Annotated in this window: 22 protein-coding genes and 1 tRNA gene; 9 read left to right on the top strand and 14 right to left on the bottom strand. The window is 57.2% G+C overall.

Annotated elements, in window-relative coordinates:
* The first annotated feature begins 175 nt into the window (after window positions 1-175).
* Window positions 176-1,033 carry an AraC family transcriptional regulator gene (locus ACMGGK_RS03780; RefSeq protein WP_420276700.1) on the top strand — a complete coding sequence of 286 codons (858 nt, stop codon included), beginning with the start codon at window positions 176-178 and terminating at the stop codon, window positions 1,031-1,033.
* A 34-nt stretch (window positions 1,034-1,067) separates the two neighbouring features.
* Here the strand turns inward: ACMGGK_RS03780 and actS are convergent, their stop codons facing one another.
* Together actS and ycaC are read right to left on the bottom strand one after the other, a co-directional pair.
* Entirely contained in the window at window positions 1,068-1,817 is a 750-nt protein-coding gene (actS, locus tag ACMGGK_RS03775; RefSeq protein WP_048324756.1) for an amidase activator ActS, read from the bottom strand.
* Window positions 1,818-2,004: 187 nt separating this feature from the next.
* A complete protein-coding gene (gene ycaC, locus ACMGGK_RS03770) occupies window positions 2,005-2,634 on the bottom strand; it encodes an isochorismate family cysteine hydrolase YcaC (protein ID WP_016929953.1) in 630 nt (209 codons plus the stop codon).
* Between the two features lie 189 nt (window positions 2,635-2,823).
* Here ycaC and ACMGGK_RS03765 point away from each other — a divergent pair, with 189 nt between their 5' ends.
* The 3 genes from ACMGGK_RS03765 (at window position 2,824) to ACMGGK_RS03755 (ending at window position 4,861) form a co-directional block, all read left to right on the top strand.
* Window positions 2,824-3,690, top strand: coding sequence for a LysR substrate-binding domain-containing protein (locus tag ACMGGK_RS03765; RefSeq protein WP_420276699.1), 867 nt, complete (start codon window positions 2,824-2,826; stop codon window positions 3,688-3,690).
* A gap of 127 nt (window positions 3,691-3,817) precedes the next feature.
* Entirely contained in the window at window positions 3,818-4,387 is a 570-nt protein-coding gene (locus ACMGGK_RS03760) for an HdeD family acid-resistance protein (RefSeq protein WP_004931723.1), read from the top strand.
* A gap of 135 nt (window positions 4,388-4,522) precedes the next feature.
* The gene (locus ACMGGK_RS03755; protein WP_015378954.1) at window positions 4,523-4,861 is read left to right on the top strand and encodes a hypothetical protein; all 339 of its coding nucleotides are present in this window, start codon (window positions 4,523-4,525) and stop codon (window positions 4,859-4,861) included.
* A 188-nt stretch (window positions 4,862-5,049) separates the two neighbouring features.
* On the opposite strand, the gene ACMGGK_RS03750 is transcribed toward ACMGGK_RS03755, so the two are convergent.
* Both ACMGGK_RS03750 and ACMGGK_RS03745 read right to left on the bottom strand, forming a co-directional pair.
* Window positions 5,050-5,658 carry an OmpA family protein gene (locus tag ACMGGK_RS03750; protein WP_016929955.1) on the bottom strand — a complete coding sequence of 203 codons (609 nt, stop codon included), beginning with the start codon at window positions 5,656-5,658 and terminating at the stop codon, window positions 5,050-5,052.
* Between the two features lie 3 nt (window positions 5,659-5,661).
* Window positions 5,662-6,138 (bottom strand): hypothetical protein, encoded by a 477-nt coding sequence (locus ACMGGK_RS03745; RefSeq protein WP_004931717.1) that lies wholly within the window; start codon window positions 6,136-6,138, stop codon window positions 5,662-5,664.
* Between the two features lie 387 nt (window positions 6,139-6,525).
* Between ACMGGK_RS03745 and ACMGGK_RS03740 the strand changes: the two genes are divergently transcribed.
* The 3 genes from ACMGGK_RS03740 to ACMGGK_RS03730 all read left to right on the top strand — a co-directional run bounded on the left by ACMGGK_RS03740 (window position 6,526) and on the right by ACMGGK_RS03730 (window position 9,649).
* Window positions 6,526-7,140: a 2OG-Fe dioxygenase family protein gene (locus ACMGGK_RS03740; protein ID WP_227944643.1), complete on the top strand. Its 615-nt coding sequence runs from the start codon at window positions 6,526-6,528 to the stop codon at window positions 7,138-7,140.
* The gene (locus tag ACMGGK_RS03735; RefSeq protein ID WP_420276698.1) at window positions 7,137-8,369 is read left to right on the top strand and encodes a cysteine desulfurase-like protein; all 1,233 of its coding nucleotides are present in this window, start codon (window positions 7,137-7,139) and stop codon (window positions 8,367-8,369) included. The genes ACMGGK_RS03740 and ACMGGK_RS03735 overlap by 4 nt, the downstream gene beginning before the upstream one ends.
* A gap of 287 nt (window positions 8,370-8,656) precedes the next feature.
* On the top strand, window positions 8,657-9,649 hold the full coding sequence (locus tag ACMGGK_RS03730; protein WP_004931713.1) for a LacI family DNA-binding transcriptional regulator: 993 nt from the start codon (window positions 8,657-8,659) through the stop codon (window positions 9,647-9,649).
* A 119-nt stretch (window positions 9,650-9,768) separates the two neighbouring features.
* Here ACMGGK_RS03730 and ACMGGK_RS03725 read toward each other — a convergent pair whose 3' ends face one another.
* The 4 genes from ACMGGK_RS03725 to ACMGGK_RS03710 all read right to left on the bottom strand — a co-directional run bounded on the left by ACMGGK_RS03725 (window position 9,769) and on the right by ACMGGK_RS03710 (window position 14,245).
* Entirely contained in the window at window positions 9,769-11,166 is a 1,398-nt protein-coding gene (locus tag ACMGGK_RS03725) for a c-type cytochrome (protein WP_079452402.1), read from the bottom strand.
* Window positions 11,163-12,815 (bottom strand): GMC family oxidoreductase, encoded by a 1,653-nt coding sequence (locus ACMGGK_RS03720; protein WP_420276697.1) that lies wholly within the window; start codon window positions 12,813-12,815, stop codon window positions 11,163-11,165. Before ACMGGK_RS03720 ends, ACMGGK_RS03725 begins: the two co-directional genes overlap by 4 nt.
* The gene (locus tag ACMGGK_RS03715; RefSeq protein WP_193843062.1) at window positions 12,812-13,399 is read right to left on the bottom strand and encodes a sugar dehydrogenase complex small subunit; all 588 of its coding nucleotides are present in this window, start codon (window positions 13,397-13,399) and stop codon (window positions 12,812-12,814) included. The genes ACMGGK_RS03720 and ACMGGK_RS03715 overlap by 4 nt, the downstream gene beginning before the upstream one ends.
* A gap of 375 nt (window positions 13,400-13,774) precedes the next feature.
* Window positions 13,775-14,245, bottom strand: coding sequence for a YhcH/YjgK/YiaL family protein (locus ACMGGK_RS03710; RefSeq protein ID WP_015378962.1), 471 nt, complete (start codon window positions 14,243-14,245; stop codon window positions 13,775-13,777).
* Between the two features lie 571 nt (window positions 14,246-14,816).
* On the opposite strand from ACMGGK_RS03710, the gene ACMGGK_RS03705 reads away from it, so the two are divergent.
* Window positions 14,817-15,767: a 2-hydroxyacid dehydrogenase gene (locus ACMGGK_RS03705; protein ID WP_420276696.1), complete on the top strand. Its 951-nt coding sequence runs from the start codon at window positions 14,817-14,819 to the stop codon at window positions 15,765-15,767.
* An 85-nt stretch (window positions 15,768-15,852) separates the two neighbouring features.
* Window positions 15,853-17,163 carry an MFS transporter gene (locus tag ACMGGK_RS03700; protein ID WP_193843064.1) on the top strand — a complete coding sequence of 437 codons (1,311 nt, stop codon included), beginning with the start codon at window positions 15,853-15,855 and terminating at the stop codon, window positions 17,161-17,163.
* Window positions 17,164-17,365: 202 nt separating this feature from the next.
* Here ACMGGK_RS03700 and ACMGGK_RS03695 read toward each other — a convergent pair.
* The 6 genes from ACMGGK_RS03695 to xerD form a co-directional block, all read right to left on the bottom strand.
* A tRNA-Gly gene (locus ACMGGK_RS03695) sits at window positions 17,366-17,439 on the bottom strand.
* Between the two features lie 147 nt (window positions 17,440-17,586).
* On the bottom strand, window positions 17,587-19,104 hold the full coding sequence (gene lysS / locus ACMGGK_RS03690; RefSeq protein ID WP_004931697.1) for a lysine--tRNA ligase: 1,518 nt from the start codon (window positions 19,102-19,104) through the stop codon (window positions 17,587-17,589).
* Between the two features lie 9 nt (window positions 19,105-19,113).
* Window positions 19,114-20,212 (bottom strand): peptide chain release factor 2 gene (gene prfB / locus ACMGGK_RS03685; protein WP_096242572.1). Its coding sequence is split into 2 segments (ribosomal slippage): window positions 19,114-20,136 and window positions 20,138-20,212, totalling 1,098 coding nucleotides; the frame shifts between segments, so codons are not numbered across the junction.
* Window positions 20,213-20,378: 166 nt separating this feature from the next.
* On the bottom strand, window positions 20,379-22,112 hold the full coding sequence (gene recJ, locus ACMGGK_RS03680) for a single-stranded-DNA-specific exonuclease RecJ (protein WP_016929971.1): 1,734 nt from the start codon (window positions 22,110-22,112) through the stop codon (window positions 20,379-20,381).
* 6 nt (window positions 22,113-22,118) lie between these two features.
* A complete protein-coding gene (gene dsbC, locus ACMGGK_RS03675) occupies window positions 22,119-22,835 on the bottom strand; it encodes a bifunctional protein-disulfide isomerase/oxidoreductase DsbC (RefSeq protein ID WP_004931688.1) in 717 nt (238 codons plus the stop codon).
* Between the two features lie 26 nt (window positions 22,836-22,861).
* Window positions 22,862-23,761, bottom strand: a complete 900-nt coding sequence (gene xerD / locus ACMGGK_RS03670) for a site-specific tyrosine recombinase XerD (protein WP_048795302.1) — start codon at window positions 23,759-23,761, stop codon at window positions 22,862-22,864.
* Window positions 23,762-23,843: the final 82 nt, after the last annotated feature.

The following is a 23,843-nucleotide window of genomic DNA, read 5'->3' as shown; positions in this document are numbered from 1 at the left end:
TAATATTCATCTTCTCGATCGGGATCGCGGCGCACAGCCGCGCGGGGTTATGAGTTTGGCCTGGCCGACGGCGAACGCCGCACCCTCCCATTTTCCTGCGGCGACAACTCAGCATCATCCGTCAGGAGAAGCGGCGGCGGCTCGGGCAAAGTTCAGGCATGGAGGAGACAATCACATGACCCAGACGTATGCAAAGCGCTTTGCGCTGGTCTTTGACTATATCGACCGCCACCTGGACGAGGCGCTCACCGTCGAAAAACTGAGCGAAGTGGCCCACTTTTCGCGCTTTCACTTTCAACGCCAGTTTAGCGCGTATTGTGGCATCTCGGTGTGGCGTTATATCCAGTGGATGAGGCTCAAACGCGCCTCGTACCGCCTGGCGTATAACCCGCTGGAGCCGGTGATTGACATCGCGCTGGACGCCGGTTTTCAAAACCCGGAGTCCTTCAGCCGCGCCTTCAAACAGGCGTTCAGCCAAACGCCAAGCCAGTTTCGCAAACGGCCGGCCTGGATCGATTGGCAGCAGCGCTTTCCCGAGCCGAAACACAAAAGGAAACAACCCATGAAAGTAGACATTGTCGACTTCCCGGCCACGCCGGTGGCGATGATCGAACATCGCGGCCCGTCCGCGCTGGTCAACGAAACCGCCGCACGCTTTATCGAGTGGCGCAAAACCAGTGGCCTGTCGCCGGTCAGAAGCAGCCGCACTTACGGTATCGCACCGCACGATCCGGCCACCACCGAAGCGCAGGACTTCCGCTTCTTCATTTGCGGCGAGGTCACTGCGCCGATCCCGGAGGACAACGCCTTCGGCGTGGTGAACGGCACGCTGCCGGCCGGGCGCTGTGCGGTGCTGCGCCATCTCGGATCGCTGGATGGGCTCTCGGAAAGCGCCCGCTATCTTTACAGCGAGTGGTTGCCGGCCAGCGGCGAGGTGCTGCGCGATTTTCCGCTCTATTTCCACTACCACAACTTCGTGCACGAGGTGGCGGAATATGAACTGGTGACCGATCTTTATCTGCCGCTGAAATAGCTGACATCCGGCTCCGCAAGGAGCCGGATTGACGTTAACAGGACGGCGACGAACCCTGCGGCGGCAGATAGCGCTGCGGATCGAGCGCGGTGGCGCGATAGCGGATCTGGAAATGCAGGAACACCGAATCGGTGCCGGTGCTGCCCATAGTGCCAATCTTCTGCCCCGCTTTCACATCCTGGCCGTTGCGCACCAACGTAGTGTCGTTGTGCGCGTAGGCGGTAATAAAGTCTTCGCCGTGCTTAATCATGATCAGGTTGCCGTAGCCGCGCAGTTGGTTGCCGACGTACACCACTTTGCCCTTGGCGGAAGCATAGATCGGCTGGCCGCGTTTACCGGCGATGTCGATGCCCTTGTTGCCGCCATCGGCATTGGAGTACGCCTGCACGATCCGGCCGCTGGCCGGCCAGCGCCAACAGCGGGCGGCGCCCGGCGGCGGCGTTTGCTTGGCGATCGCGGAGGAAGACGTTTTACGGCGCGTGGCGGCGGTTTTGGTCGGCGCGCTGCCGCTCAGCCGCAGCTTTTGCCCCACTTCCAGGCTATAAGGCGGGCGTATCTTGTTGATTCTGGCCAGATCGCTGACTTCGCTGTCGGTGATCCAGGCGATGTAGTACAGCGTATCGCCCCGTTTGACGGTGTAGGACTTGCCGGTGTAGCTGCCCTTCGGCAGTTTGTCGTAGTCGCGGTTGTAGGTATTTTTACCCGAACACCCGGCCAACAATAGCCCCAATGTCAGACACACCGCGATGCGGCGCCACCTCGCCAGCTTGCTTCCTGTGCTCAAATCCTGTCCCCAATCGTCTTTTCGGTTCTGATACGCCTCAGCCGCACAGTGTAACATTTGCGCCGGGTCAGTCAAAAAGCGGGAAAGAGGCAACTATCGGAAAACAGCGGGCACGGAGGCCGCTGCGGCGCGATCGGCGGGAGGAAAATGGCGCCATAAGGCGCCAAACCATGCAGCGATGCCGGGATTACTGTTTACCTGAGGTCAGCAAACTGAAGCTGGTCATCAGATTGCGATAGTCAGGAATATGTTGAGAGAACAGGTTCCCCAACCCTTCGATATCATTTCGCCAATCGCGGTGCAATTCGCACGCCGCGCCAAACCAACTCATCAGCTGTGCGCCGGCCTGGGACATGCGATCCCAAGCCGCATCGCGCGTAATCGCATTGAACGTGCCGGATGCGTCGGTGATGACGAAAACCTCATACCCCTCTTCCAGCGCAGAGAGCGCAGGAAACGCCACGCAAACCTCGGTCACCACGCCGGCGATGATCAGTTGTTTCTTGCCCGTGGCCTTTACCGCCTTGACGAAATCTTCATTATCCCAGGCATTGATATTGCCGGGACGAGCAATATAGGGGGCGTCAGGGAAAGTTTGCTTTAGCTCTGGCACCAAAGGGCCGTTCGGTCCGTTTTCAAAACTCGTGGTCAGTATCGTCGGTAAATTGAAGTATTTAGCCAGATCGGCCAGCGCCAAAACATTATTTTTGAATTTATCCGGATCCTGATCTCTAACCAGGGACAGTAGCCCCGTCTGATGATCGACTAATAAAACGGCGGCCTGTGTCTTATCTAATCGGTTATATTTAAAAGTCATTCCCTTCTCCTTTATCATCAAAATCATCAAATTCCGATCGCCCCATGCATTCCAAGCATGTAGCATGCTTTCAAACGCTCCGACATCAGGCTAGCAATGAACCAGCCGGGTAAATAGCACGATTATTGGGAATGAGTGTTTCACCACTGGGAAGGTTAATTTTATATGATAGATTTCAATGAGATGGTTATGTTTACCAGAGTAGTTGAATGCGGTGGATTTCTTTCCGCCAGTAAGAAGTTTGGTATACCCAAATCGACGCTATCAAGACGAATATCCAATTTGGAAAAAAGGCTTAATGTCAGGCTTATTCAGCGCTCAACGCGAAACCTCATGGTCACCGATATAGGAAAAGAATATTTTCAGTACTGCCTGCAGATGATTAGCACCGCAGAGAAAGCGGAATGCCTTATTATTAACAAAAGCGAAAAACCCACTGGAAAAATAAAACTGACCTGCTCAAACATTCTCCTGGATCTTGGCCTAACGGAAGTGCTGGCGAGATTCATGCTGCAATATCCCAAGGTCAATTTGCATGTGAAAATATTTAATCGCAACGTGGATATTATTTCTGAAGGGTATGACCTCTCATTAAAACTCATCGCCGATGAGCCCAAAAACAGCAATTTGGTGATGCGTCGAATTTGCACTGTGCCCACCGCATTTATGGTCGCCCCCTCTGCAGCTATTCAGTACCAAAGTATAAATACGCCCGAAGATCTCTCCAGTTTGCCAACGGTCGGGTGGTTATCGACCCATCTTCAGGCCGCCTGGACGTTTCAACAAGCCGATCGCGAAGTCAAAATAAACAACGAGTCACGCATGGTGTGCGATGACATTCGCCTGATCAAGGAATCGATCGTAAAAGGCGTCGGCGTTGGCTGTCTGCCGCTGAAATTAGCCCGCCAGGAACTGCTCGACGGCAGCCTGAAAACGCTGCTCGACGACTTGACATTGGAACAACACAAGATTGTCGCGTTTTACCCTTCCAGACAAGGACTCCCCCCTTCGGTAAGGGCGCTGATTGATTTCATCGTTGATGAACTGGCCGAATAACACGCCGCTTCCAAGCATAAACGCCACGCCGGATTTACCGCAGCGATTAAAAAGTGACTACTATAATAGAGCGCTCGGAAAAATAGAGTGCCCCCGAGGATCGCAACAAAGAGAATGGAGCTGTAACATGCTAAACCTTGATCGCAATAATCTGCCCCTCCTGAGCGAAGAACTGCTCAAAAAGCAACGCACCACCCTGCTGATCATCGCCTTCCTGCTGCTGGCGGGCGGCATACTGTGCCTGGTCAACCCTTTCGCCTCCGGCGCGGCGCTGAGCATCGTGGTCGGCGTCCTGCTGCTGTTGAGCGGCGCCGGGCTGATTATCGCCATGATCGCCAACCGGGCGCAGAATACCTGGCCGATGATCGGCGGCATTCTGCTGGGCGTGGCTTACCTGATTATCGGCTATGTGTTCATCACCAGCCCACTGGCGGGCATTCTGGCGCTGGCGGTGTACCTTGCCGTGCTGTTCGCGCTCGGCGGCATCGCGCGCCTGGCGGCCGGCTATATGCGCCGCGGATTGCCGGGCAACTGGCTACAGTTCGTTATCGGCGTGCTCGATTTGATCATCGCCTGGATGCTGATCGGTTCAGGCCCGGCGGCGTCGGTCACGCTGGTGACGGCGATCGTCGGCATCGAAATGCTGGTCAGCTCCTTTGCGCTGTTCCAGGCGGCGAATCTGTTTAAACGCGCCTGACTCTACCGGCCCGCCATCGCGGGCCTCATCGATTTCGTCGCTTCCAGACACAACAAGGCGATACCCCCTCGGCTTGTCCGTGGTTATCTTCATCGGTAAGTGCCAATATAGGCGCAGACAAGGGAGCTGAAACCGATGACAACCCATTCCAACCCGTTGAACTCGCGGGAAGTCTGCCTGCAATTACGCCATTTCAATCAGGTAATCGGGCAACAATGCCGCAATATGGCGCGCCAAAATACCACCTGCCCGTGCTGCCTGACGGACATCGCCACCGGTTGCGACGCCGGTATCAAACTGTGCGGCCAGCAGTTGGCCAAACCCAACCCGCAAACCCCGTTATTCCGGCAGATTCGCAACTTGCTGCTCGATCTGCGCGCAGAAGCGATAGGGGTTCACAGAATAGACGTCCTGAACCGCACCAATAACGAAATATCCTGGCTGTTGCGCGAGCTGTATTTCGAGACGTTCTGACCCCGCATTTTATCGGGGCCGCTAAAGCGAAAACCGAAAGCGAGATACAGGCTTTTGGCGACGCGATTATGTTCATCAATCATTAACGTCACCGGCTCCACGCCATACAGCCTGAACTCCGCGAGCAGTCAGCGGGAGGAGCCCGTTTAAAAGCGGCTCTGGCAAAGGAAACGTCCACCGGCGCGGGGTTAACCGGCGGCAGCGGTTTTCGGCAACACGAAGTCAACCCGCCGATTCTTGGCCCGGCCCGTCGGCGTGTCGTTGGAAGCCACCGGTTCAGCCTCCCCTTTTCCCCGTTCACTCAGACGAGATTTTTCTACCCCATGTGCGATCAGCCAAACAGCCACCGCACGTGCGCGTCGCAGCGACAGATCCCGATTATATTTATCGCTGCCCACCGCATCGGTATGCCCCTCGATCACCACGTTCCCTACCGGTTCGGCCGCGATAAATTGCGCCACCTGTTGCAGCGCAGGCTCCGCTTTAGCAGCAATCGCATCGCTGTCGAAGGCGAACAGCACATCGCTGCGCATCGATAACGTTACGGCATTTTTGCTGTCTCTGACGGAAATGTCGGCGGATTGTTTAGCCAAATCCGCTGCCTTACTCTGCAGATCAAGGACGCCGGCATTCAGCCCCGAAGGCAAACCAACCAAATCCAGCCGGGTGGCCTTAAGATCGAGTATCACCGGTTTCCCCACGGATGCCGGCTCTCCGCTGTCAGCCCATGAACCCAATGACACCAACCCAAAGGCTAACATCCCCCCCACACAGGCGGCTTTCCTGAGGCCGTTCATCGCTCAACGATCCGTAATGGCTATCGGCCCGAGCGGCTCGACATTGGCGATCGTCAGGTACACCTCTTTCACATCAGGTGGAGGCGCAGGGAAGCTGCCAAACCAGGTGGCGACATAGGGAATGCCTGAACTTGAGCTGAATGACACGCTGGGAGAGGCCAGTGGGACATTATTGCTATCGGTAAGCAGCAGGTATTTTTTATTACCCACCAGAATATAGAAGGATTTCTCAAGACTGCTTTTATCCAGACTGCTATACAAGCCTTGTCCATTAAGGTTGTCTTTCAACCCTTTGAAACGCACTTTGATGGTCAGGATTTCACCGTGGCGCACGGCCTCGGTCACTTGCGCTTCGGCTACGCCGCTGCTGACGATCCCGGTAGCCAACGGTGTCACGGGGGGATCTTCCGCGAAGGCCATGCCGGGGAACATTATCGACGCAAACAGGCAGGAAATGACGAATTTTCTGACATGCTGCATGATCGGAGTCCTTATTCAGGGGGAATTGAAGATTGTTCTTTCAACAACCAGGCAATGCCACTGCGGTCACTCTGTCCCGGAATTATAGTAAAGCACCTCATATTCATGAGAGTTATCCCTGAAAGCGTAACCTTGGTCACGTTATGCTTGCGCATGAATTCTCCCCCGTTAGCGCTTATTTTGCTGAATGACGGCTTCATACCAGCATTCCCTTCCGCTCATCCTCTCTGCTGTTCACCCCACTTTACGACCGCCGTCACACCTCGCTACCGCTAAATTGCGTTGGTTATAGAGTCGTCTACAATTCAATCGAATTACCCCCTACAACATCAGAAATTATTATTATTAGAGGTGATTATGTTACAGAAACACGAAAACGTAATAAGTATGACTGTACTAAGCCCGCAAGCCACCCAACAGCTGATGCCATCGTTCTCCTTCTTGCCCCACACGCAACACGCCGACGGCAAATATCGCCTGCGCCGTTATTCGGTCGTTAAATACCTCAACCCCAACGTCGCCGAAGTAGGGCCGCGCACTTTCATGCAGTCGGATCAGATCAACCACTTCCAGGGCAATGTGGTGCGCCGCTTCGAACCTATCGACAGCGCCGTGTTGCAGAGCGCCGGCATGGCAGAGATGTGCAACCTGTTTGCAGAGAGCAACGACCTGCCGGAAGGCGCCGAGATAGAGATCCACCAGATGCGCGTGGTCGCTATCGAGAAAGACACCCAGGTGGCGCCGGAAGGCATACACCAGGACGGTTTCGACCATATCGCGATGATCGCCATTCACCGGCACAACATCGTCGGCGGTGAAATCATGCTGTATGACGACAGCCGCCACGATCCTTTCTTTAAAAAAGCGCTGGCGGACGGTGAGGCCGTGCTGCTGGCGGACAGCAAACTGTGGCACAACGCCACGCCGATCAACGCCGTGAGCCCGGAAGAAGAAGGTCATTTGGATCTCTTTGTCCTCACCGCGCGGGGGGAGAAAGCATGACCTTTACCCCCGAGCTCGCCCGCGCCCAGTTCAGCGCCCTGTCACAGCAGATCGACGGCAAACCGGCCATCTTTTTCGACGGCCCCGGCGGTGCGCAAGTTTCACGGGGCGTGCTGGAAAAAATGACCGACTACCTGGGAAGGTACAACGCCAACCTGGGCGGCCACTATTTCTCGAGCCGGGTCACCGGCGAGGTGATGGGCCAGGCGCGGGAATCGGTGCGCGCCTTGTTAAATGCGCCGTCGCCCGACAACATCGTCTTCGGCATGAACATGACCACGCTGACTTTTCATCTCAGCCGCATCATCAGCCGCGACTGGCAGGCCGGCGATGAAATCATCGTCACCGCGCTGGATCACTACGCCAACGTCTCCAGCTGGCAGCAGGCCGCCGCCGACAAAGGGGCCACGGTACATCAGATACCGCTGGAGAGCGCCGACTGCGCATTGGATGCCGCGAAAGTGTGCGAGCGCATCAACGCCAACACCCGTCTGGTGGCGGTCAGCTACGCCTCCAATGTCACCGGCGGCATCGTCGATATCAAAACCATCGTTGAAGCCGCGCATCGGGTCGGCGCGCAGGTGTATGTCGACGCCGTTCATTACGCGCCGCATAACCTGATCGACGTGCAGGCGCTGGGCTGTGACTTCCTGGTGTGCTCCGCCTACAAGTTCTTTGGCCCGCACGTCGGCATGGCCTACATCGCGACGCAGTGGTTGCAGCGCCTGCGGCCGTACAAAGTCGAGCCGGCCACCGACGTCGGCCCCGGCCGTTTCGAGACCGGCACGCAAAGCTTCGAGGCACTGGCCGGCGTCGCGGCCGCTATCGAGTATCTGGCGCAGTGGGGCGCGCCCGGAGCGCCGTTAAGGCAGCGCTTGCAGGAGAGCTTCGCCGCCTACCACCGGCATGAAGAGGCGCTGTGCAGTCACTTTTTGCAACGGCTGCAGCAACTCGACGGCGTGCGGCTCTACGGCAATCCCCAGGCGGACAGCGCGCGCCGCACGCCAACCTTCGCCCTGACCTTCAGCGGCCATACGCCTGACGCGATCGCCCGCCGCCTGGGGCAGCACAACATCTGCGCCGGCAGCGGGCATTTCTATGCGTTGGGCTTGGTGCAACAGCTGGGGTTGCAGGACGGCGGCGTGCTGCGCATCGGCATGATGCACTACAACACTCGGGGCGAGATCGATACGCTGTTCAACGTGATCGCCGAAGATATTCTCAGTTAACCCGGCCATATCGGCCCGTTCATCTTATTGGGCAGGCCGAATAAGGTATCAAACTGCCCGTCTTTTCTTCCACCGCGTCCACGGCACGCAGATGCGTGCCTTTCTTTCCCCGCGTTACGAAATGCGGAGATAACGGACATATAATGCCGGAACGGGAAAAGAGGCCGGGATCGGCGCATCGTGCGGTTGTCACCGGATACGGCCGGGGCAGCGCATTGCGCGCATTCTCTTTTGACTCGGCAGTGGGCATAATGACAAACACGGTCTGGGTCAGATGAGTATGAATGGTGAAGTCGCAGCGAATTACGTTAAATGACATTGCTGTACTGGCTGGTGTCACCAAAATGACGGTCAGTCGCTATCTGCGCACGCCGGACAGGGTTAAACCGGAAACGGCTGCGCGCATCGCCGCCGTGATCGAGGAAGTCGGCTATCAGGCCGATCCCGACAATCCCGCCCTCTATTCCAATAGCCCTCCCCTCATCGGCGTTCTGGTTCCTTCTTTTAACAATCTGATATTTGCTGATGTCCTCGCCGGCATTGAATCCGTGACGTCTATACAGGGTTATCAGACGCTGGTCGTCAATTATGACTACAACAGCAAACGCGAAGAGGAGCAAATCGCCGCGATCCTGGCTTTTAAGATTAAAGGGCTGCTGCTGACCGAGTCGGTCCATAGCCTGCGGGCGGAAAAACTCCTGAAGGCGGCAAAAATACCCGTTGCTGAAATCATGGGGCTGTCAGGCAATGCAGATCGAATTAACGTGGGTTTTGATAATGTGAAAGCCGGCTACGATATGACCACCATGTTGCTGGCAAGCGGTAAAAAACGCATTATCTATTTTGGTTCAATGTCTGATATCCGCGATGAACAGCGTTACACGGGATACTGTCAGGCAATGGCTAACCATGATTTGCCTACCGGTCGCATTTCCCCCAATAAAATCTCTTCCATTTCGATTGGGACAGGCATGATGACGCTTGCGAGCCAAATGTATCCGGATATGGACGGTATTCTCTGTACCAACGACGATCTGGCCGTGGGAGTGTTACAGGAATGCCTGGCAAACGGTATCGGCGTTCCAGCGCAAATTGCCATTGCCGGATTTCACGGTCTTGAGATCGGGCAGATCATTACCCCCCGGTTAGCCAGCGTACTGACGCCACGGTATGAGATGGGGAAAGTGGCGACAGAGATCATAATAAAAAAAATTAAAGGGCTGCCGACCATTGAACATGTCGATCTCCACTTCCGCCTGTCAATGGGGGAGACAATATAGCGTTCCCCGCCAGTGACTTCATCACTGGCCATAGCTGCCCGCGTCGTCAGAAGAACATCACTCGCTATCCCGGCCAGAAATTCGGCCAGATGGCGTCACCCACCTGACCGAACGCCCCCTTAACGTGCCTTGCGGCGCCGGAGCCAGAATAGGATCAGCAGAATAATGACGACCGCCGTGGTGGCCATGCCAGGCAGAATCATCGGCTGTGCGCGCGCCAACAGCGGTTTCGGCCCCCCGGCGCGCACCTCACTCACGTCGGCCTCGCTCACGCTCAGCGTGCTGTTGCCGTATTTCTGCAGCACGAAGTTAGCGATATCGGCAACCTGCTTATCCGTCAGTTCTCCGACATAGGAACCGGCGCCAAAGCTCGGCATCAGGACGTGCTTACCGTCAACCCGGCGATCAACCCCCTGCAAAATGGCGGCAATCAGGTTTGACGGGTTGTTCGCGGCCGTGGTGGAGTTGTTGAATAGCGAAGGGTAAGCCTGGTTCAAACTGCCGCTGCCGTCCGGCTGATGGCAACTGGCGCAGTAGCCGCTGTAGAGCGCCTCGCCGCTATTGAGCGTGTGGTTGGCGTTGGGCGAATTCATGCCGCGTAGATGGTGCTCAACGTTGTAGTGCGCCTGACTGAGGCCATTGCCCTGGCGCCCCTCGCCCTGTGACGGCACGGTCTTCAGATAAGTTGCAATCGCCTGCAGCTGCCGGTCGGTCAGGTATTGGAAGCTGTGCTCAACGGCTTCAGCCATTGGCCCCGCAGCTTGTGCGCGCCCTTCCGCCCGACCGGTTTTCAGATAGTTCACTAACTCCTGCTCGCTCCAGTCGCCGATCCCTTCCTGGCGATCGGCGGTGATATTCGGCGCGTACCAAGAACCCAACGATGCCCCCATCAGGAAGCGCGAATTGTCTTCCGCCATCAGCACATTACGCGGCGTATGACAGGTTCCGCAGTGAGCCGGCCCCTGCACCAGCGCGGCCCCCTCGTTCCACGCCTCACCTTTCGTCACATCCGGGGTGAAACGCCGATTATCCAAATAAAGCATGTTCCACACCGCCATGGAGAGGCGGATGTTGAACGGAAACGGCAGATCGGTTTGGCGCTTGGCTGGCTCATCGACCGGGGCAACGCCATGCATGAAATAGGTATACAACGCGTGGATCTCGTCATCACTCAGACGGGTGTAGGCGGTGTAGGGCATTGCCGGATAGAGATACGTCCCATCTTGCCGGATCCCCGAGCGCAGAACGTCGGCAAACGCCGCTTCGGAATAGCCGCCGATGCCGTATTTTACCGATGGGGTTATATTGGTGGCGTAGATAGTGCCCATGGGAGAAGCAATGCCGTACCCCCCGGCAAAAGGCTTGCCCTGCTGCTGCGTATTCGTATGGCAGGCCATGCAGTCCGAGGCGATAGCCAGCGCTTGCCCTTTAGCGATCAGATCGCCGTCCTGGGCATGCGCCGCGAAGCCGCTTCCCAGCAGCAGCGTCGCTGCCAACGAATGGGTGATTTTATTCATTTGCTCTCCAGGGCGCGCAGTACGTCATTGGCCGCCTTGAGTCCAAGCGCCGCCATCGTCAACGTGGTGTTGACAACGCTGGCTGAAACCATGGCGCCTCCACCCGGGATCCAAAGGTTGTCATGATCGTGGGCGCGGCAATTGCCGTTCACCACCGAGTTCGTGGGATCGCTGCCCATGATCGTGCCGCCCATAATGTGGTTGTTGGCATTCAGCTTGTCGTTAATCACAAACTCTTGCGCATCGAACAAGTCGCCAATCTGCCGTAGCTGGGTTTTGACCACTTCCAGCCCTTTGCGCACGTACTCGCCGACGTCGTAGTGGATGTCCGGGCAGGCCAGGCCATGCTTGTCTTTGCGGGTAGGGCTCAGGGTCAGACGGTTGTTCGGATCCGGCAGCGGTTCCAGGCTAATGGAGAGATCCACCGAGCGGCTGGCGCGATCGCGCACTTCATCCTGCAGCGCCTTGCCGACCTTGCCCGATGTCAGTACTTCAAGGGCGGAGGGGATCACCCGGTTGATGTTGTTGATGATGATCTTGTTGGCGGAGTGGTCGCTGCGGAACGCGCCGTCACGATACCCCACCATGCAGCTGCTCTGCGCCGGGCCGCGGCCAACCCACAGGGCCTCTCGCGCCAGGAAGGAGCAGTGCAGGCCAGAGTGATCCATCATGTTGCGCCCCACCTGATCCGAGCTGTTCGCGATGCCGTTCGGGTTCTTTTCGTTGGCCGCCAGCAGCAGTAAGCGCGGGTTCTCAATCCCATTGCAGGCCAGAACGAACGCTTTACCGATCGCCCGATGGGAGTTATGCGCCGTGTCGTACCAGTGAACGGCGGTGACGCGGTTATTGTCGTCGGTGTCAATTTTGTACACCACCGCCTCGGGGATCACCTTCGCCCCCTTGTGTTCGGCCCGTTCAACGTGGTGAATGCCGTTGTACATGGCTCCGATCGGGCAAATCGGCTGGCAATTGTTATTGCCGCAGCAGGTGGGCCGTCCATTCCAGGGCCGGGTGCTGCGGCCTTGCGGAATGGGCACCGATTTAAAGCCGTGAGGATTAACAATCTCAGCAATGCGTCTGTCGCCGTAGGCCCAGGGCACCATGTCCATCGGGTAAGGCCCGCTGCGTTCCGCAGGGGACTGCCACTCCGGATTATTCGGGCCGGCAACGCCTATTTCCTCTTCGGCTTTCGCGTACCACGGTTCGATATCTTCGTAGGAAATAGGCCAGTCTCTCCCCACGCCATAGAGGGATTTCATGCGAAAATCATTGGGATGGTTGCGCCAGCAAGAAGCGGCCCAGTGCCAGGTGGTTCCCCCCACCACACGCAAATAGCCCTGTTTAAAGCCTGAGCCATTGGGGCCGGTCAGTTTGATATAGTCGTTCTCCGGGAAATAGAGCGGCGCGGTGGCGTACTCCGATTGCGGGTAAAGCCCCTGAAAATCCGACCCCGCACGATTGTGCAGTGGCATATTGCGCCAGTTTTCCACAGCCTGTGCGCGCTCAATGCGCGGGCCTGCCTCAAGTACCAGCACCGAGTAGCCCTGGCTCACCAAAGCATCCGCCATCAGACCGCCCACAATACCGGAACCGACAATGACGACATCGGCCTCTGCATCGCCGGAAGCATTAATTATTGGGCTTTTCACACGCGATCCTCATATTTTTTATCGGCTACGGCAGGCAAATCTGTTGCGGGAATGGAAGGTTGGCGGGTAACGCCCGGCGGCAAGCCGGTCCACCACAGCGGGCCAAAATTGCACCAGGTCGGCACAACCAGGGCATCCTGAACCGTGCGATACATCAGCGCTTCTTTATAACTAATCAACTGCCCCTGCTCGGCGCTTGAAGGATCTACGGTTCCGGTATACCACGCGGTCACGATCGCCTGGATAAGCTCCCTTTGCCCCTGTTCAATCGCATGTCGGTTCAAGGTTTCCGCATCGGTGGCTTGCTGGCTCAGGATGAACAGGGCGTTGAGTTGCGAGTTCAACTGCGGAAAATGTTCGCGCAGTGCGGAAAAATAGCGGGCGGAGAGTGTGACGTCCAAATCGTCAAACTCGGTAATTTTTCTCGAAATTTGTAAAAATTGCGCGTATTCAACGGGCGAGGCGGCAATTTGCGCCCGTTCGGCATAGGTTATATTTGAATAAGGCAACAGGCTGGCGGCGACGATGACGCCCACCATTTTCCCCAGCGCCTCCCTGCGGGTAAGCACGATTTGCAACGACATTATTAGCTCCGAAATAATTTATTTTTATATAGTTTTTTTAATATCTATCAGAACGCAGGCAAACCAAAATAAAAAATTGTGCTAATGGGGAGGAATCGCATTAAAAGATCAAGGCGTTATGAGATTGGCTACATCTACGACAGAGGTAAACTCACGGCCTTTAATGATGTAATCTGAACCTGAAGCAAATATCCCTGTAAATAATACGGCGTAATCTCTGCCGTAAATTTATTCAACCCAACTCAATTTTTAAAAGTTAGGGGCTATGGCGTTGACGGGAAAGGCGTATTCTTCGGAATCGCGGCAGACGGCGGATGAGCGAGGCTTTCCGCCGGCAGCCTGAAGTAGCGATACCAGCCGCCGCTGAACGTCTTGCTACGTCAGCAGGGCGCCGTCGATTTTCGCCACAATTTTGCGCAGAACTGCCGGTGTTGTGCAGGTACTCATCGGGCGATGCAGCTCCCCCGGAAAGATAACGGCAAGTTCACCGGGTTGCAGGTGGATGAGAGTCTCACCGGGGATCGCCGGGCTAAACCCAAGGTCGTGCGCCTCGTTAAATGGCTCACTCAGGGGCAAAGGCAGCCCCAGAACTCCGGCGCCAATCACTTCTCTCCCTTCCAGGACAAGATGGATATCCAGATACTGGCGATGAAACTCCGGCTTCTGGTCGGCCAATAGTTTGGTTTCCCCTTCAACGACGTTAAAGAACATCTGTTTACCCTGCACCTGATAGTGGCCGACAGGTAAATTGTACGGCTCACTTTCAATAATGCTGGCCAGCATTTTTCGAATGGCTGCCGGATAGAATTTATTATTTACGGCAGTGGTTAAGGCATCAATAATCATAATATTTTCTCTGGTCAATATCGGCTCGGTATTTCACCGACAAGAACAATGGCTGGGTAGTTTTATGGCAACAGGCAATCTCGGTGTAATTACGGTAGAATCGCTATTAGATCGTTCTACGGGCGCCACTATGAATAAGCAACAAAGCAAACCGCTTTGTTGTTAATATTTACAGCCTATCACCACTGTGAGTAAACTCCACCTGAAAGGCTATTCGGCATGGTGAAATAAGTCATGACCTATCTCACGGTTTTTAGCCGCTTAAAACTGTGACAAAAGTCACTTAATTAAGTGTTACGAAACGACGTTACTTATCCTGTGATCCACGGCAGAAAATCACTGGATATTCACCGCTCTCACCAAAATCGCTCGATTCCGCCTTCTCCCCCTACGGGCATAATGGATTATTTTCCCCGATAGTCACTGACAGAAACCACGAAATTGCACACGAGATCACGCCAGCAGTAACATGCTTTTTTAACACTCTTTGGCGTGATGCAGATCGCAAAAATAAGCGGTAAAAAAACGTCTGATACAGGGTATCCCCTATTTTTCAGACAGGATCGCAACGATGCACACTGACACTCAACCTACCATTTTACTTATCGCGCCGGTGATGGATGCTTTGCAAGCCGCGTTGGACGCCCGCTACCGGGTATTCCGTCTCTATGAACAATCAGATATTCCAGCCTTCCTGGTTCGCCATGGCGCAGACGTTCAGGCGGTGGTCACCCGTGGTGATGTGGGGGTAACCCGGGAGACGCTGGAACAGCTGCCGCAGGTGGGCATGATTGCCGTCTTTGGCGTGGGGACTGACGCTATCGATCTCAACTACACCCGGGAACGCCATATCAGCGTCGGGATCACCGCCGGCGTGCTGACCGATGATGTGGCAGATCTGGCTCTGGGGCTAATGCTGTCCGCCAGCCGCCGCCTCTGCCAAGGGGACCGATTTGTACGCGAAGGCCGCTGGGAAACGACGCCGCCACCGCTGGCGACCAAAGTGAGCGGTAAACGCATCGGTATTTTCGGCATGGGGAATATTGGCCAAGCCATCGCCCGCCGGGCGAAAGGCTTCGATATGACCATCCTGTATACTGACCGCCAGCGCAAAGACGGCCTGGATTACCAGTGGTGCGCCGATCTGCATACGCTCGCAGCGCAGAGTGATTTCCTGGTGATCGCGGCATCCGGCAGTGCGGAAAACCGCGGGATTATTGATGCCAGCGTATTTAACGCCATGCCCGAACGCGCCTGGCTTATCAATATTGCCCGCGGCAGCCTGGTCGATGAGGCGGCGCTGATAAAGGCGTTACAAAATCATGTTATCGCCGGGGCCGCTCTGGATGTCTTTGAAAACGAGTCCTATGTCCCGACAGCGTTCTTTGCGCTCGAGAATGTTCTGCTTCAACCCCATGTGGCCAGCGCTACCGTAGAAACCCGTCAGGGAATGAGCCAATCCGTTTTGGATAATCTGGCAGGTTATTTTTCACATCAGGATATTCCTGGGTTAATTCAATAAAAATGATCGTTTGAGTTACGAATAATCATTTTTATCCGCCAACACAATATTCTCTGTGAATGGCGGATATCATCGAGACGCTATTATGACCGATAAAATACCAGGAACTCGCTGGCTGCGGGTTATCGCGCCGATCCTTATCACCTGTATTATTTCATTTATGGATCGCGTTAATATCAGCTTTGCTCTGCCGGGTGGCATGGAACAGGATTTAGGTATTACCAGCCAGATGGCTGGCGTGGCCAGCGGTATCTTTTTTATTGGTTATTTATTTCTGCAAATCCCTGGCGGACGACTTGCGGTTTACGGTAGCGGAAAACGTTTTATAGCCTGGTCGCTCGTGGCCTGGGCGATTGTCTCTATCGCCACCGGGTTCGTCACCCATGAATATCAACTGCTCGTGCTGCGTTTTATTCTCGGGATCTCCGAAGGAGGAATGTTGCCCGTCGTGCTGACCATGGTAAGCAATTGGTTCCCGGAAAAAGAACTGGGGCGCGCCAATGCCTTTGTCATGATGTTTGCCCCACTAGGGGGGATGCTGACCGCCCCGGTTTCCGGCGCGATTATTGCCACTCTCGACTGGCGCTGGCTGTTCATTATCGAAGGCTTGTTGTCGGTCGTGGTGTTGACCATTTGGTGGCTGGTAATCAGTGACCGTCCGGAAGAGGCGCGTTGGCTACCGGCGAAGGAACGCGACTATTTATTGACCGAACTGGCCCGGGAGCGCAAAGCGCGGGAAGGGAGGGTGCCGGCAGCGAAGGCGCCGTTAAAAGCGGTGTTTCGCAACAAGGGATTGATGCGCCTGGTCGTGCTGAATTTCTTTTACCAGACCGGAGACTATGGGTATACGTTGTGGCTGCCCACCATCTTGAAAAACCTGACCGGTGGCAGCATGGCCAATGTGGGGGTATTGGCGATCCTGCCGTTTGTTGCCACTCTGGCGGGGATTTATGTGATTTCGATGTTCAGCGATCGCAGCGGTAAACGACGTTTGTGGGTCAGGATCTCCCTGTACTGTTTTGCGGCGGCGCTGATAGCCTCGGTGATCCTGCATGAGCACGTGGTGGCCGCCTATATCGCGTTGGTGGTGTGCGGCTTCTTCCTTAAAGCGGCGACCAGCCCCTTCTGGTCAATTCCCGGACGCATTGCGGCGGCGGAAGTGGCGGGCAGCGCACGCGGGGTGATCAACGGGCTGGGCAACCTCGGTGGGTTTTGCGGCCCCTATCTGGTCGGCGTCATGATTTATCTGTACGGACAGAACGTCGCGGTTTGCGCGCTGGCGGCATCGCTGCTGCTGGCGGGAAGTATCACCTTCCTGCTGCCGAAAGAATGCGATCGCACCTGCGAAGAAGCGGATAACCGCCTGCCATCCGGGGCCAAACAGAAATGGAGTTAAGCGGCAATAACGCGGTGTGGGCAGCGACGGCGGCTCACACCCGCATCAGGATTGGGCGGCGCGTTGTGTTATCGCGGTTAAATGCCAGGCCAATGGCTTGAGCGACTCACACGTCAACCCGCACCAAACGGTGATGCATCGTTGAGAATCAGCTTTTCTGAAAACGGTTATAACTCAATGGGGGTGATGCATAGGGAGATTTTGGAGCGGGTGAAGGGAATCGAACCCTCGTATGCAGCTTGGGAAGCTGCCGTTCTACCATTGAACTACACCCGCATCGGTGTGCGACAGGCATTATAACCGGTTATCGGCGGCGGGCAAGCGGAGATGGCGCGTAACTGCCGATGTTTTAAGCGGTTAAGTTCAGTGGGCGAAAAAAAACCGGCGCAGTTGCCTGCACCGGTTGTTTCACGCTAAACGGAATTATTTCTGTGGGCGCATCGCCGGGAACAGAATCACGTCGCGGATGGTGTGGCTGTTGGTGAACAGCATCACCATGCGGTCGATGCCGATGCCCAGACCGGCGGTCGGCGGCAGGCCGTGCTCCAGCGCGGTGACGTAGTCTTCGTCGTAGAACATCGCTTCGTCGTCGCCGGCGTCTTTGGCATTCACCTGATCGGCGAAGCGCTGCGCCTGGTCTTCGGCGTCGTTCAGCTCGGAGAAGCCGTTGCCGATTTCACGGCCGCCGATGAAGAACTCGAAGCGGTCGGTGATTTCCGGGTTCACGTCGTTGCGGCGCGCCAGCGGCGACACTTCAGCCGGGTACTCGGTGATGAAGGTCGGCTGAATCAGATGGCTTTCCGCCACTTCTTCGAAGATCTCGGTCACGACGCGGCCCAGGCCCCAGCTCTTCTCAACCTTGATGCCGATGGATTCGGCGATGGCCACCGCTTTGCCCATGTCGGCCAGGTCAGCCAGATCGGTTTCCGGACGGTATTTCTTGATCGCCTCGGTCATGGTCAGCTTCTCGAACGGCTTGCCGAAGTCGAACACTTCATCGCCGTACTGCACCTGAGAGGTGCCCAGCACTTTCTCGGTCAGGGTGCGGAACAGGGTCTCGGTCAGCTCGATCAGGTCTTTGTAATCCGCGTAAGCCATGTAGAGTTCCATCATGGTGAACTCTGGGTTATGGCGCGGAGAAACGCCTTCGTTGCGGAAGTTGCGGTTGATTTCGAACACGCGCTCGAAGCCGCCGACCACCAGACGCTTCAGATACAGTTCCGGCGCGATGCGCAGGTACATGTCGATATCCAGCGCATTGTGGTGAGTGATGAATGGACGCGCGGACGCGCCGCCCGGGATCACCTGCATCATCGGGGTTTCGACTTCCATGAAGCCGCGTTCCACCATGAAGTTGCGGATAGCCGACATCACCTGCGAACGCACTTTGAAAGTGTTGCGCGATTCTTCGTTGGCGATCAGATCCAGGTAACGCTGGCGGTAACGGGTTTCCTGATCCGCCAGGCCGTGGAATTTATCCGGCAGCGGACGCAGCGCTTTGGTCAACAGACGCAGTTCGGTGCAGTGGATCGACAGTTCGCCGGTCTTGGTTTTGAACAGCTTGCCGCGCGCGCCCAGGATATCGCCCAGGTCCCACTTTTTGAACTGCTCGTTGTACACGCCTTCAGCCAGATCGTCGCGCGCGACGTACAGCTGAATGCGGCCGCCCACGTCCTGCAGCGTGACGAAGGATGCCTTGCCCATAATGCGGCGGGTCATCATGCGGCCGGCGACGGTCACTTCTACGCCCAGCGCTTCCAGCTCTTCGTTGTCTTTATCGCCGTACGCAGCGTGCAGTTTGTCGGAGGTGGAATCGCGACGGAAGTCGTTCGGGAACGCAATGCCGTTCTCACGCAGGCCGGCCAGTTTCTCGCGGCGGGACTGCAGTTCGTTATTGAGATCCAGCGCCTGATCGGCGCCCTGTACTTGTTGTTCAGACATTTCTATTCCTCATAACCCGGCTTTCAAACTTGCCTCAATGAATTTATCCAGGTCGCCATCCAGTACGGCCTGCGTGTTACGCGTTTCGACGTTGGTGCGCAAATCCTTGATGCGGGAGTCATCCAGCACGTAAGAACGGATTTGGCTGCCCCAGCCGATGTCGGACTTGTTGTCTTCCATCGTCTGCTTATCAGCATTTTTCTTTTGCATCTCAAACTCGTACAGCTTGGCTCGCAGCTGTTTAAACGCTTGATCCTTGTTCTTATGCTGAGAACGATCGTTCTGGCACTGCACCACGATGTTGGTTGGCAGGTGAGTAATACGTACGGCGGATTCGGTTTTGTTGACGTGCTGACCGCCCGCACCGGAGGCGCGGTACACGTCGATACGCAGATCCGCCGGGTTGATTTCGATATCGATATCGTCGTCCACTTCCGGGTAGATGAACACCGAGCTGAACGAGGTGTGGCGACGGCCGCCGGAGTCGAACGGGCTCTTGCGCACCAGGCGATGCACGCCGGTTTCAGTGCGCAACCAGCCGAACGCGTAGTCGCCGATGATCTTGATGGTGGCCGATTTCAGGCCAGCGACGTCGCCGTCGGATTCTTCGATCACTTCGGTCTTGAAGCCCTTGGCTTCGGCCCAGCGCAGGTACATGCGCAGCAGCATGCTGGCCCAGTCTTGCGCTTCGGTGCCGCCGGAGCCGGCCTGGATATCCAGGTAGCAGTCGGCGCTGTCGTATTCGCCGGAGAACATGCGGCGGAATTCCAACTGATCCAGTTTGCTCATCAGTTGATCCAGCTCGGCGACCGCTTCGTTGAAGGTCTCTTCATCGTCGGCTTCCACCGCCAGTTCCAGCAGCCCGCCAACGTCTTCGCCGCCCTGCTCCAGCTGATCGATGGTTTCAACGATGGCTTCCAGCGCAGCGCGCTCTTTACCGAGCGCCTGTGCGCGCTCCGGCTCGTTCCAAACGTCCGGCTGCTCCAGCTCGGCGTTGACTTCTTCTAGGCGTTCCTTCTTGGCATCATAGTCAAAGATACCCCCTAAGAACCGCAGTCCGCTCGGACAGGTCCTGAATTCGGTTTTTTACCGGGTTAATTTCAAACATGGTTTCGTTCTTTTACGTTGATGTCGTCGATGGCGGAATGCCATTGGAACCGCTAATTCTAACGGATCCGGGCGGCAGTTTATAGCGAGTTGGTCAGTTTTTGTGGCGATCGGGAAGGATGCCGGGGATTGGAGAGCCCAATCCCCGAATTGTGTTCAATTTCGCCTCAGCGCGGCCAAAGATGCTGGATCAGCAGCTGCACGTTGCGGTTGCCGCGAAACTCGTTGACGTCGAGCTTGTAGGCCAGTTCCACTTCGCGCACGCTGCTGTCCGGCCACAGCGTGGTATCCACGTTGAACGCGATGCCGTCGAGCAGCGGGCCGCCGCCGAGCGGCTCCACCATCAGCTTCAGGTGTTTCTCGCCCACCAGCCGCTGCTGCAGGATGCGGAACTTGCCGTCGAAGGTCGGTTCCGGGAACGCCTGGCCCCACGGGCCGCCCTCGCGCAGCAGCTCCGCCGTGGTCAGCGACAGCTCCTGCATCGCCAGTTCGCCGTCGGACCAGATCACCCCTTCCAGCATCGCCGGATCGAGCCATTCGCCCACCAGCTCGCCGAAACGCTGGCGGAACTCGTCGAATTTGGCTTCTTCCAGCGACAGCCCGGCCGCCATCGCGTGGCCGCCGAACTTCATCATCAGCCCGGGGTTCAGCATATCCAGCCGCTCCAGCGCGTCGCGCATGTGCAGGCCGGGCACCGAACGGCCGGAGCCTTTCAGGATGCCGTCACCCGCCGGCGCGAACGCGATCACCGGGCGGTGGAAACGCTCTTTGATGCGCGAAGCGAGGATGCCCACCACGCCCTGGTGCCATTCCGGGTGATACATCGCCAATCCGTAAGGCAGCTCGGTGCTGGTGCGTTCCAGCTGATCGCACAGCTGCAGGGCTTCCACCTGCATGCCCTGCTCTATCTCGCGTCGCGTCTGGTTCAGCGCATCGAGATCGTTGGCCAGCATGCGCGCCTGCGCGATGTCGTCGCTCAGCAGCAGCGCCACGCCGATCGACATGTCGTCCAGCCGGCCGGCGGCGTTGAGCCGCGGCCCGAGAGCAAAACCGAGATCGTTGGCCGCCAGTTGACGGGCGTCGCGGTTGGCCACCTCAAGCAGCGCGCGGATGCCCGGTCGGCATTTGCCGGCGCGGATGCGGTTTAATCCCTGATACACCAGAATGCGGTTGTTGGCGTCCAGCGGCACCACGTCGGCCACGGTGCCGAGCGCCACCAGGTCCAGCAGCTCCGCCAGATTGGGCATCGCCAGCGCGCGCTGCTCGAACCAGCCGCTGTCCCGCAGGCGGGCGCGCAGCGCCAGCATCAGGTAGAACGCGACGCCTACCCCCGCCAGCGATTTGGACGGGAAGGCGCAGCCGCGCAGGTTGGGGTTAACGATCGCTTCGGCCGCCGGCAGGGTCTCGCCCGGCAGGTGGTGATCGGTCACCAGCACCTGCATGCCCTTGGCGTGCGCCACGTCGACGCCGGCGTGGGAGGAGATGCCGTTATCGACGGTGACAATGAGTTCTGCGCCGCGCGCCGCCGCCTGCTCCACCACTTCGGGGCTCAGGCCATAACCGTCTTCGAAACGGTTAGGCACCAGATAATCGACGGCTGCGCCGCCCATGCTGCGCAGCGCCAACACCGTCAGCGCGGTGCTGGTGGCGCCGTCGGCGTCGAAATCGCCCACCACCATGATGCGGCGGCCGTCGGCCAGCGCCTGTTGCAGCAGGCCGACGGCGTCGTCGATGCCGTCCAGCTGTTGCCAGGGCAGCATGCCCTTGACGCCGCGTTCCAGCTCTTGCTCAGCCTGCACACCGCGCAGGGCGTAAAGCCGACGCAGCAGCGGCGGCAAACTGGCGGGCAGATGCGTGTCGTCCGCCGCCGGTCGGCGGCGTAGTTGCGTTTTGATACTCACCGGCGATTAACCACCGGCTTTGGTGGCGGCCTGGTGCGCATCCAGCATGGCGGCCATCTCTTTCGGCCCCTGATAGCCCGGGATCATCATGCCGTTCTCCAGGATGATGGCCGGCGTGCCCTGAATGCCGAACTGCACGCCCAGCTCGTAATGCTTGCTGATGTCGGTTTTGCAGGTCGCCGGAGAAACGGCGTCGCCCTTCATGGCGGCGTCAAACGCCTTGGCCTTGTCGGCGGTGCACCAGATCGACTGCATGTCTTTTTCAGCCTGGGAAGCCAGCCCCTGGCGCGGGAATGCCAGATAACGCACGGTAATACCCAGATCGTTGTACTCTTTCATCTGCTGATGCAGTTTGTGGCAGTAACCGCAGGTGATATCGGTGAACACGGTGATCACGTGTTTCTCTTTCGGCGCTTTGTAAACGATCATCTGATCTTTCAGCGCGTCCATCTTGCTGCTCAGCAGTTGGTTGGTCACGTTGACCGGCTCTTTGCCGCTGACGTCGAACAGCGGGCCCTGCAGGATATGCTTGCCGTCTTCGGAGGCGTACAGCACGCCGCTGTCGGTCAGCACGGTTTTCAGGCCGTTGACCGGCGAAGGCTGCACGTCCGCCTGCTGGATGCCCAGGCTGGCGAGCGCTTTTTTGATCGCCGCGTCATCGGCATGGGCGGCGCCGGCCACCGAAGCCACCAGCAGAGAGAGCAGCATTAAACCTTTTTTCATTGTTCCAATCCTTTCGAACCCGCCGCTCAGGCGCGCGGGTGATGCTGTTGATGTAGCTGTTTCAGTCGTTCGGTCGCTACATGTGTATAAATTTGCGTGGTCGAGAGATCGCTGTGCCCTAACAACATCTGTACGACACGGAGATCGGCCCCATGGTTCAGCAAATGGGTAGCGAACGCGTGCCGCAACACGTGCGGCGACAGACGCTCGCTGTCGATGCCCGCAAGGATGGCATAGTGTTTGATGCGATGCCAGAACGTCTGTCGGGTCATTTGCTGGCAGCGGGTGCTGGGGAACAGCACATCCAGCGTCTGGCCGTTGACCAGCCATGGGCGGCCGTGCTCCAGATAATTTTCGATCCAGTAGACCGCCTCTTCGCCCAGCGGCACCAGCCGCTCCTTGTTGCCCTTGCCGATCACCCGCACCACGCCCTGACGCAGGCTGACGTCGCTGATGCTCAGCCCCACCAGCTCGGAAACCCGCAGCCCGGTGGCGTACAACACTTCGAGCATCGCCTTGTCGCGCAGCTCCAGCGGCTGATCGACGCAGGGCGCCTGCAGCAACGCATCGACCTGCGCCTCGCTCAGATCCTTCGGCAAGCGCTGCGGCAGTTTGGGGGACGCCAGCTGCGCGGTGGGATCGTCGGCGCGCAGCTTTTCGCGGTACAGATATTGAAACAGGCGCCTCATGGCGCTCAGCAAACGCGCGGAGCTGGTGGCCTTGTAACCGCCATCCACCCGCTCGGCGAGAAACGCCTGCAGATCCAACGCCTGCGCCTGCAGCAAATCGGTCTTCTGCTGGCCAAGCCAGGCGCCCAGTGCCTGCAAATCCAGCCGATAGGAGGCCAGCGTATTTTCCGCCAGATTGCGCTCAAGCCACAGCGCATCCAGGAATTGTTCAATCAGCGCATTGTCTTGCTGTTGCACGCGGTCCTCTCTTTGTTGCATTTCCACCCGCGCCATTATGCCTTAAGCCGGAGCAAATCAGGTATACTCGCTGCAATTCTCT

This window comes from Serratia sp. BNK-33-b (genome assembly GCF_048684565.1).
GTDB lineage: Bacteria > Pseudomonadota > Gammaproteobacteria > Enterobacterales > Enterobacteriaceae > Serratia > Serratia marcescens.
This window is presented reverse-complemented; position numbering and strand designations above follow the sequence as displayed.

What these genes read in the sequence shown, in the direction of transcription:
- ACMGGK_RS03760 (WP_004931723.1), top strand. Translation starts at nt 3,818, where the DNA reads ATGCTAAACCTTGATCGCAATAATCTGCCCCTCCTGAGCGAAGAACTG.
- lysS (WP_004931697.1), bottom strand. Translation starts at nt 19,104, where the DNA reads ATGTCTGAACAACAAGTACAGGGCGCCGATCAGGCGCTGGATCTCAAT.
- ACMGGK_RS03710 (WP_015378962.1), bottom strand. Translation starts at nt 14,245, where the DNA reads ATGATTATTGATGCCTTAACCACTGCCGTAAATAATAAATTCTATCCG.
- ACMGGK_RS03740 (WP_227944643.1), top strand. Translation starts at nt 6,526, where the DNA reads ATGACTGTACTAAGCCCGCAAGCCACCCAACAGCTGATGCCATCGTTC.
- dsbC (WP_004931688.1), bottom strand. Translation starts at nt 22,835, where the DNA reads ATGAAAAAAGGTTTAATGCTGCTCTCTCTGCTGGTGGCTTCGGTGGCC.
- ACMGGK_RS03745 (WP_004931717.1), bottom strand. Translation starts at nt 6,138, where the DNA reads ATGCAGCATGTCAGAAAATTCGTCATTTCCTGCCTGTTTGCGTCGATA.
- ACMGGK_RS03705 (WP_420276696.1), top strand. Translation starts at nt 14,817, where the DNA reads ATGCACACTGACACTCAACCTACCATTTTACTTATCGCGCCGGTGATG.
- ACMGGK_RS03735 (WP_420276698.1), top strand. Translation starts at nt 7,137, where the DNA reads ATGACCTTTACCCCCGAGCTCGCCCGCGCCCAGTTCAGCGCCCTGTCA.
- ACMGGK_RS03715 (WP_193843062.1), bottom strand. Translation starts at nt 13,399, where the DNA reads ATGTCGTTGCAAATCGTGCTTACCCGCAGGGAGGCGCTGGGGAAAATG.
- ACMGGK_RS03750 (WP_016929955.1), bottom strand. Translation starts at nt 5,658, where the DNA reads ATGAACGGCCTCAGGAAAGCCGCCTGTGTGGGGGGGATGTTAGCCTTT.
- ycaC (WP_016929953.1), bottom strand. Translation starts at nt 2,634, where the DNA reads ATGACTTTTAAATATAACCGATTAGATAAGACACAGGCCGCCGTTTTA.
- ACMGGK_RS03700 (WP_193843064.1), top strand. Translation starts at nt 15,853, where the DNA reads ATGACCGATAAAATACCAGGAACTCGCTGGCTGCGGGTTATCGCGCCG.
- ACMGGK_RS03765 (WP_420276699.1), top strand. Translation starts at nt 2,824, where the DNA reads ATGTTTACCAGAGTAGTTGAATGCGGTGGATTTCTTTCCGCCAGTAAG.
- ACMGGK_RS03725 (WP_079452402.1), bottom strand. Translation starts at nt 11,166, where the DNA reads ATGAATAAAATCACCCATTCGTTGGCAGCGACGCTGCTGCTGGGAAGC.
- ACMGGK_RS03755 (WP_015378954.1), top strand. Translation starts at nt 4,523, where the DNA reads ATGACAACCCATTCCAACCCGTTGAACTCGCGGGAAGTCTGCCTGCAA.
- ACMGGK_RS03780 (WP_420276700.1), top strand. Translation starts at nt 176, where the DNA reads ATGACCCAGACGTATGCAAAGCGCTTTGCGCTGGTCTTTGACTATATC.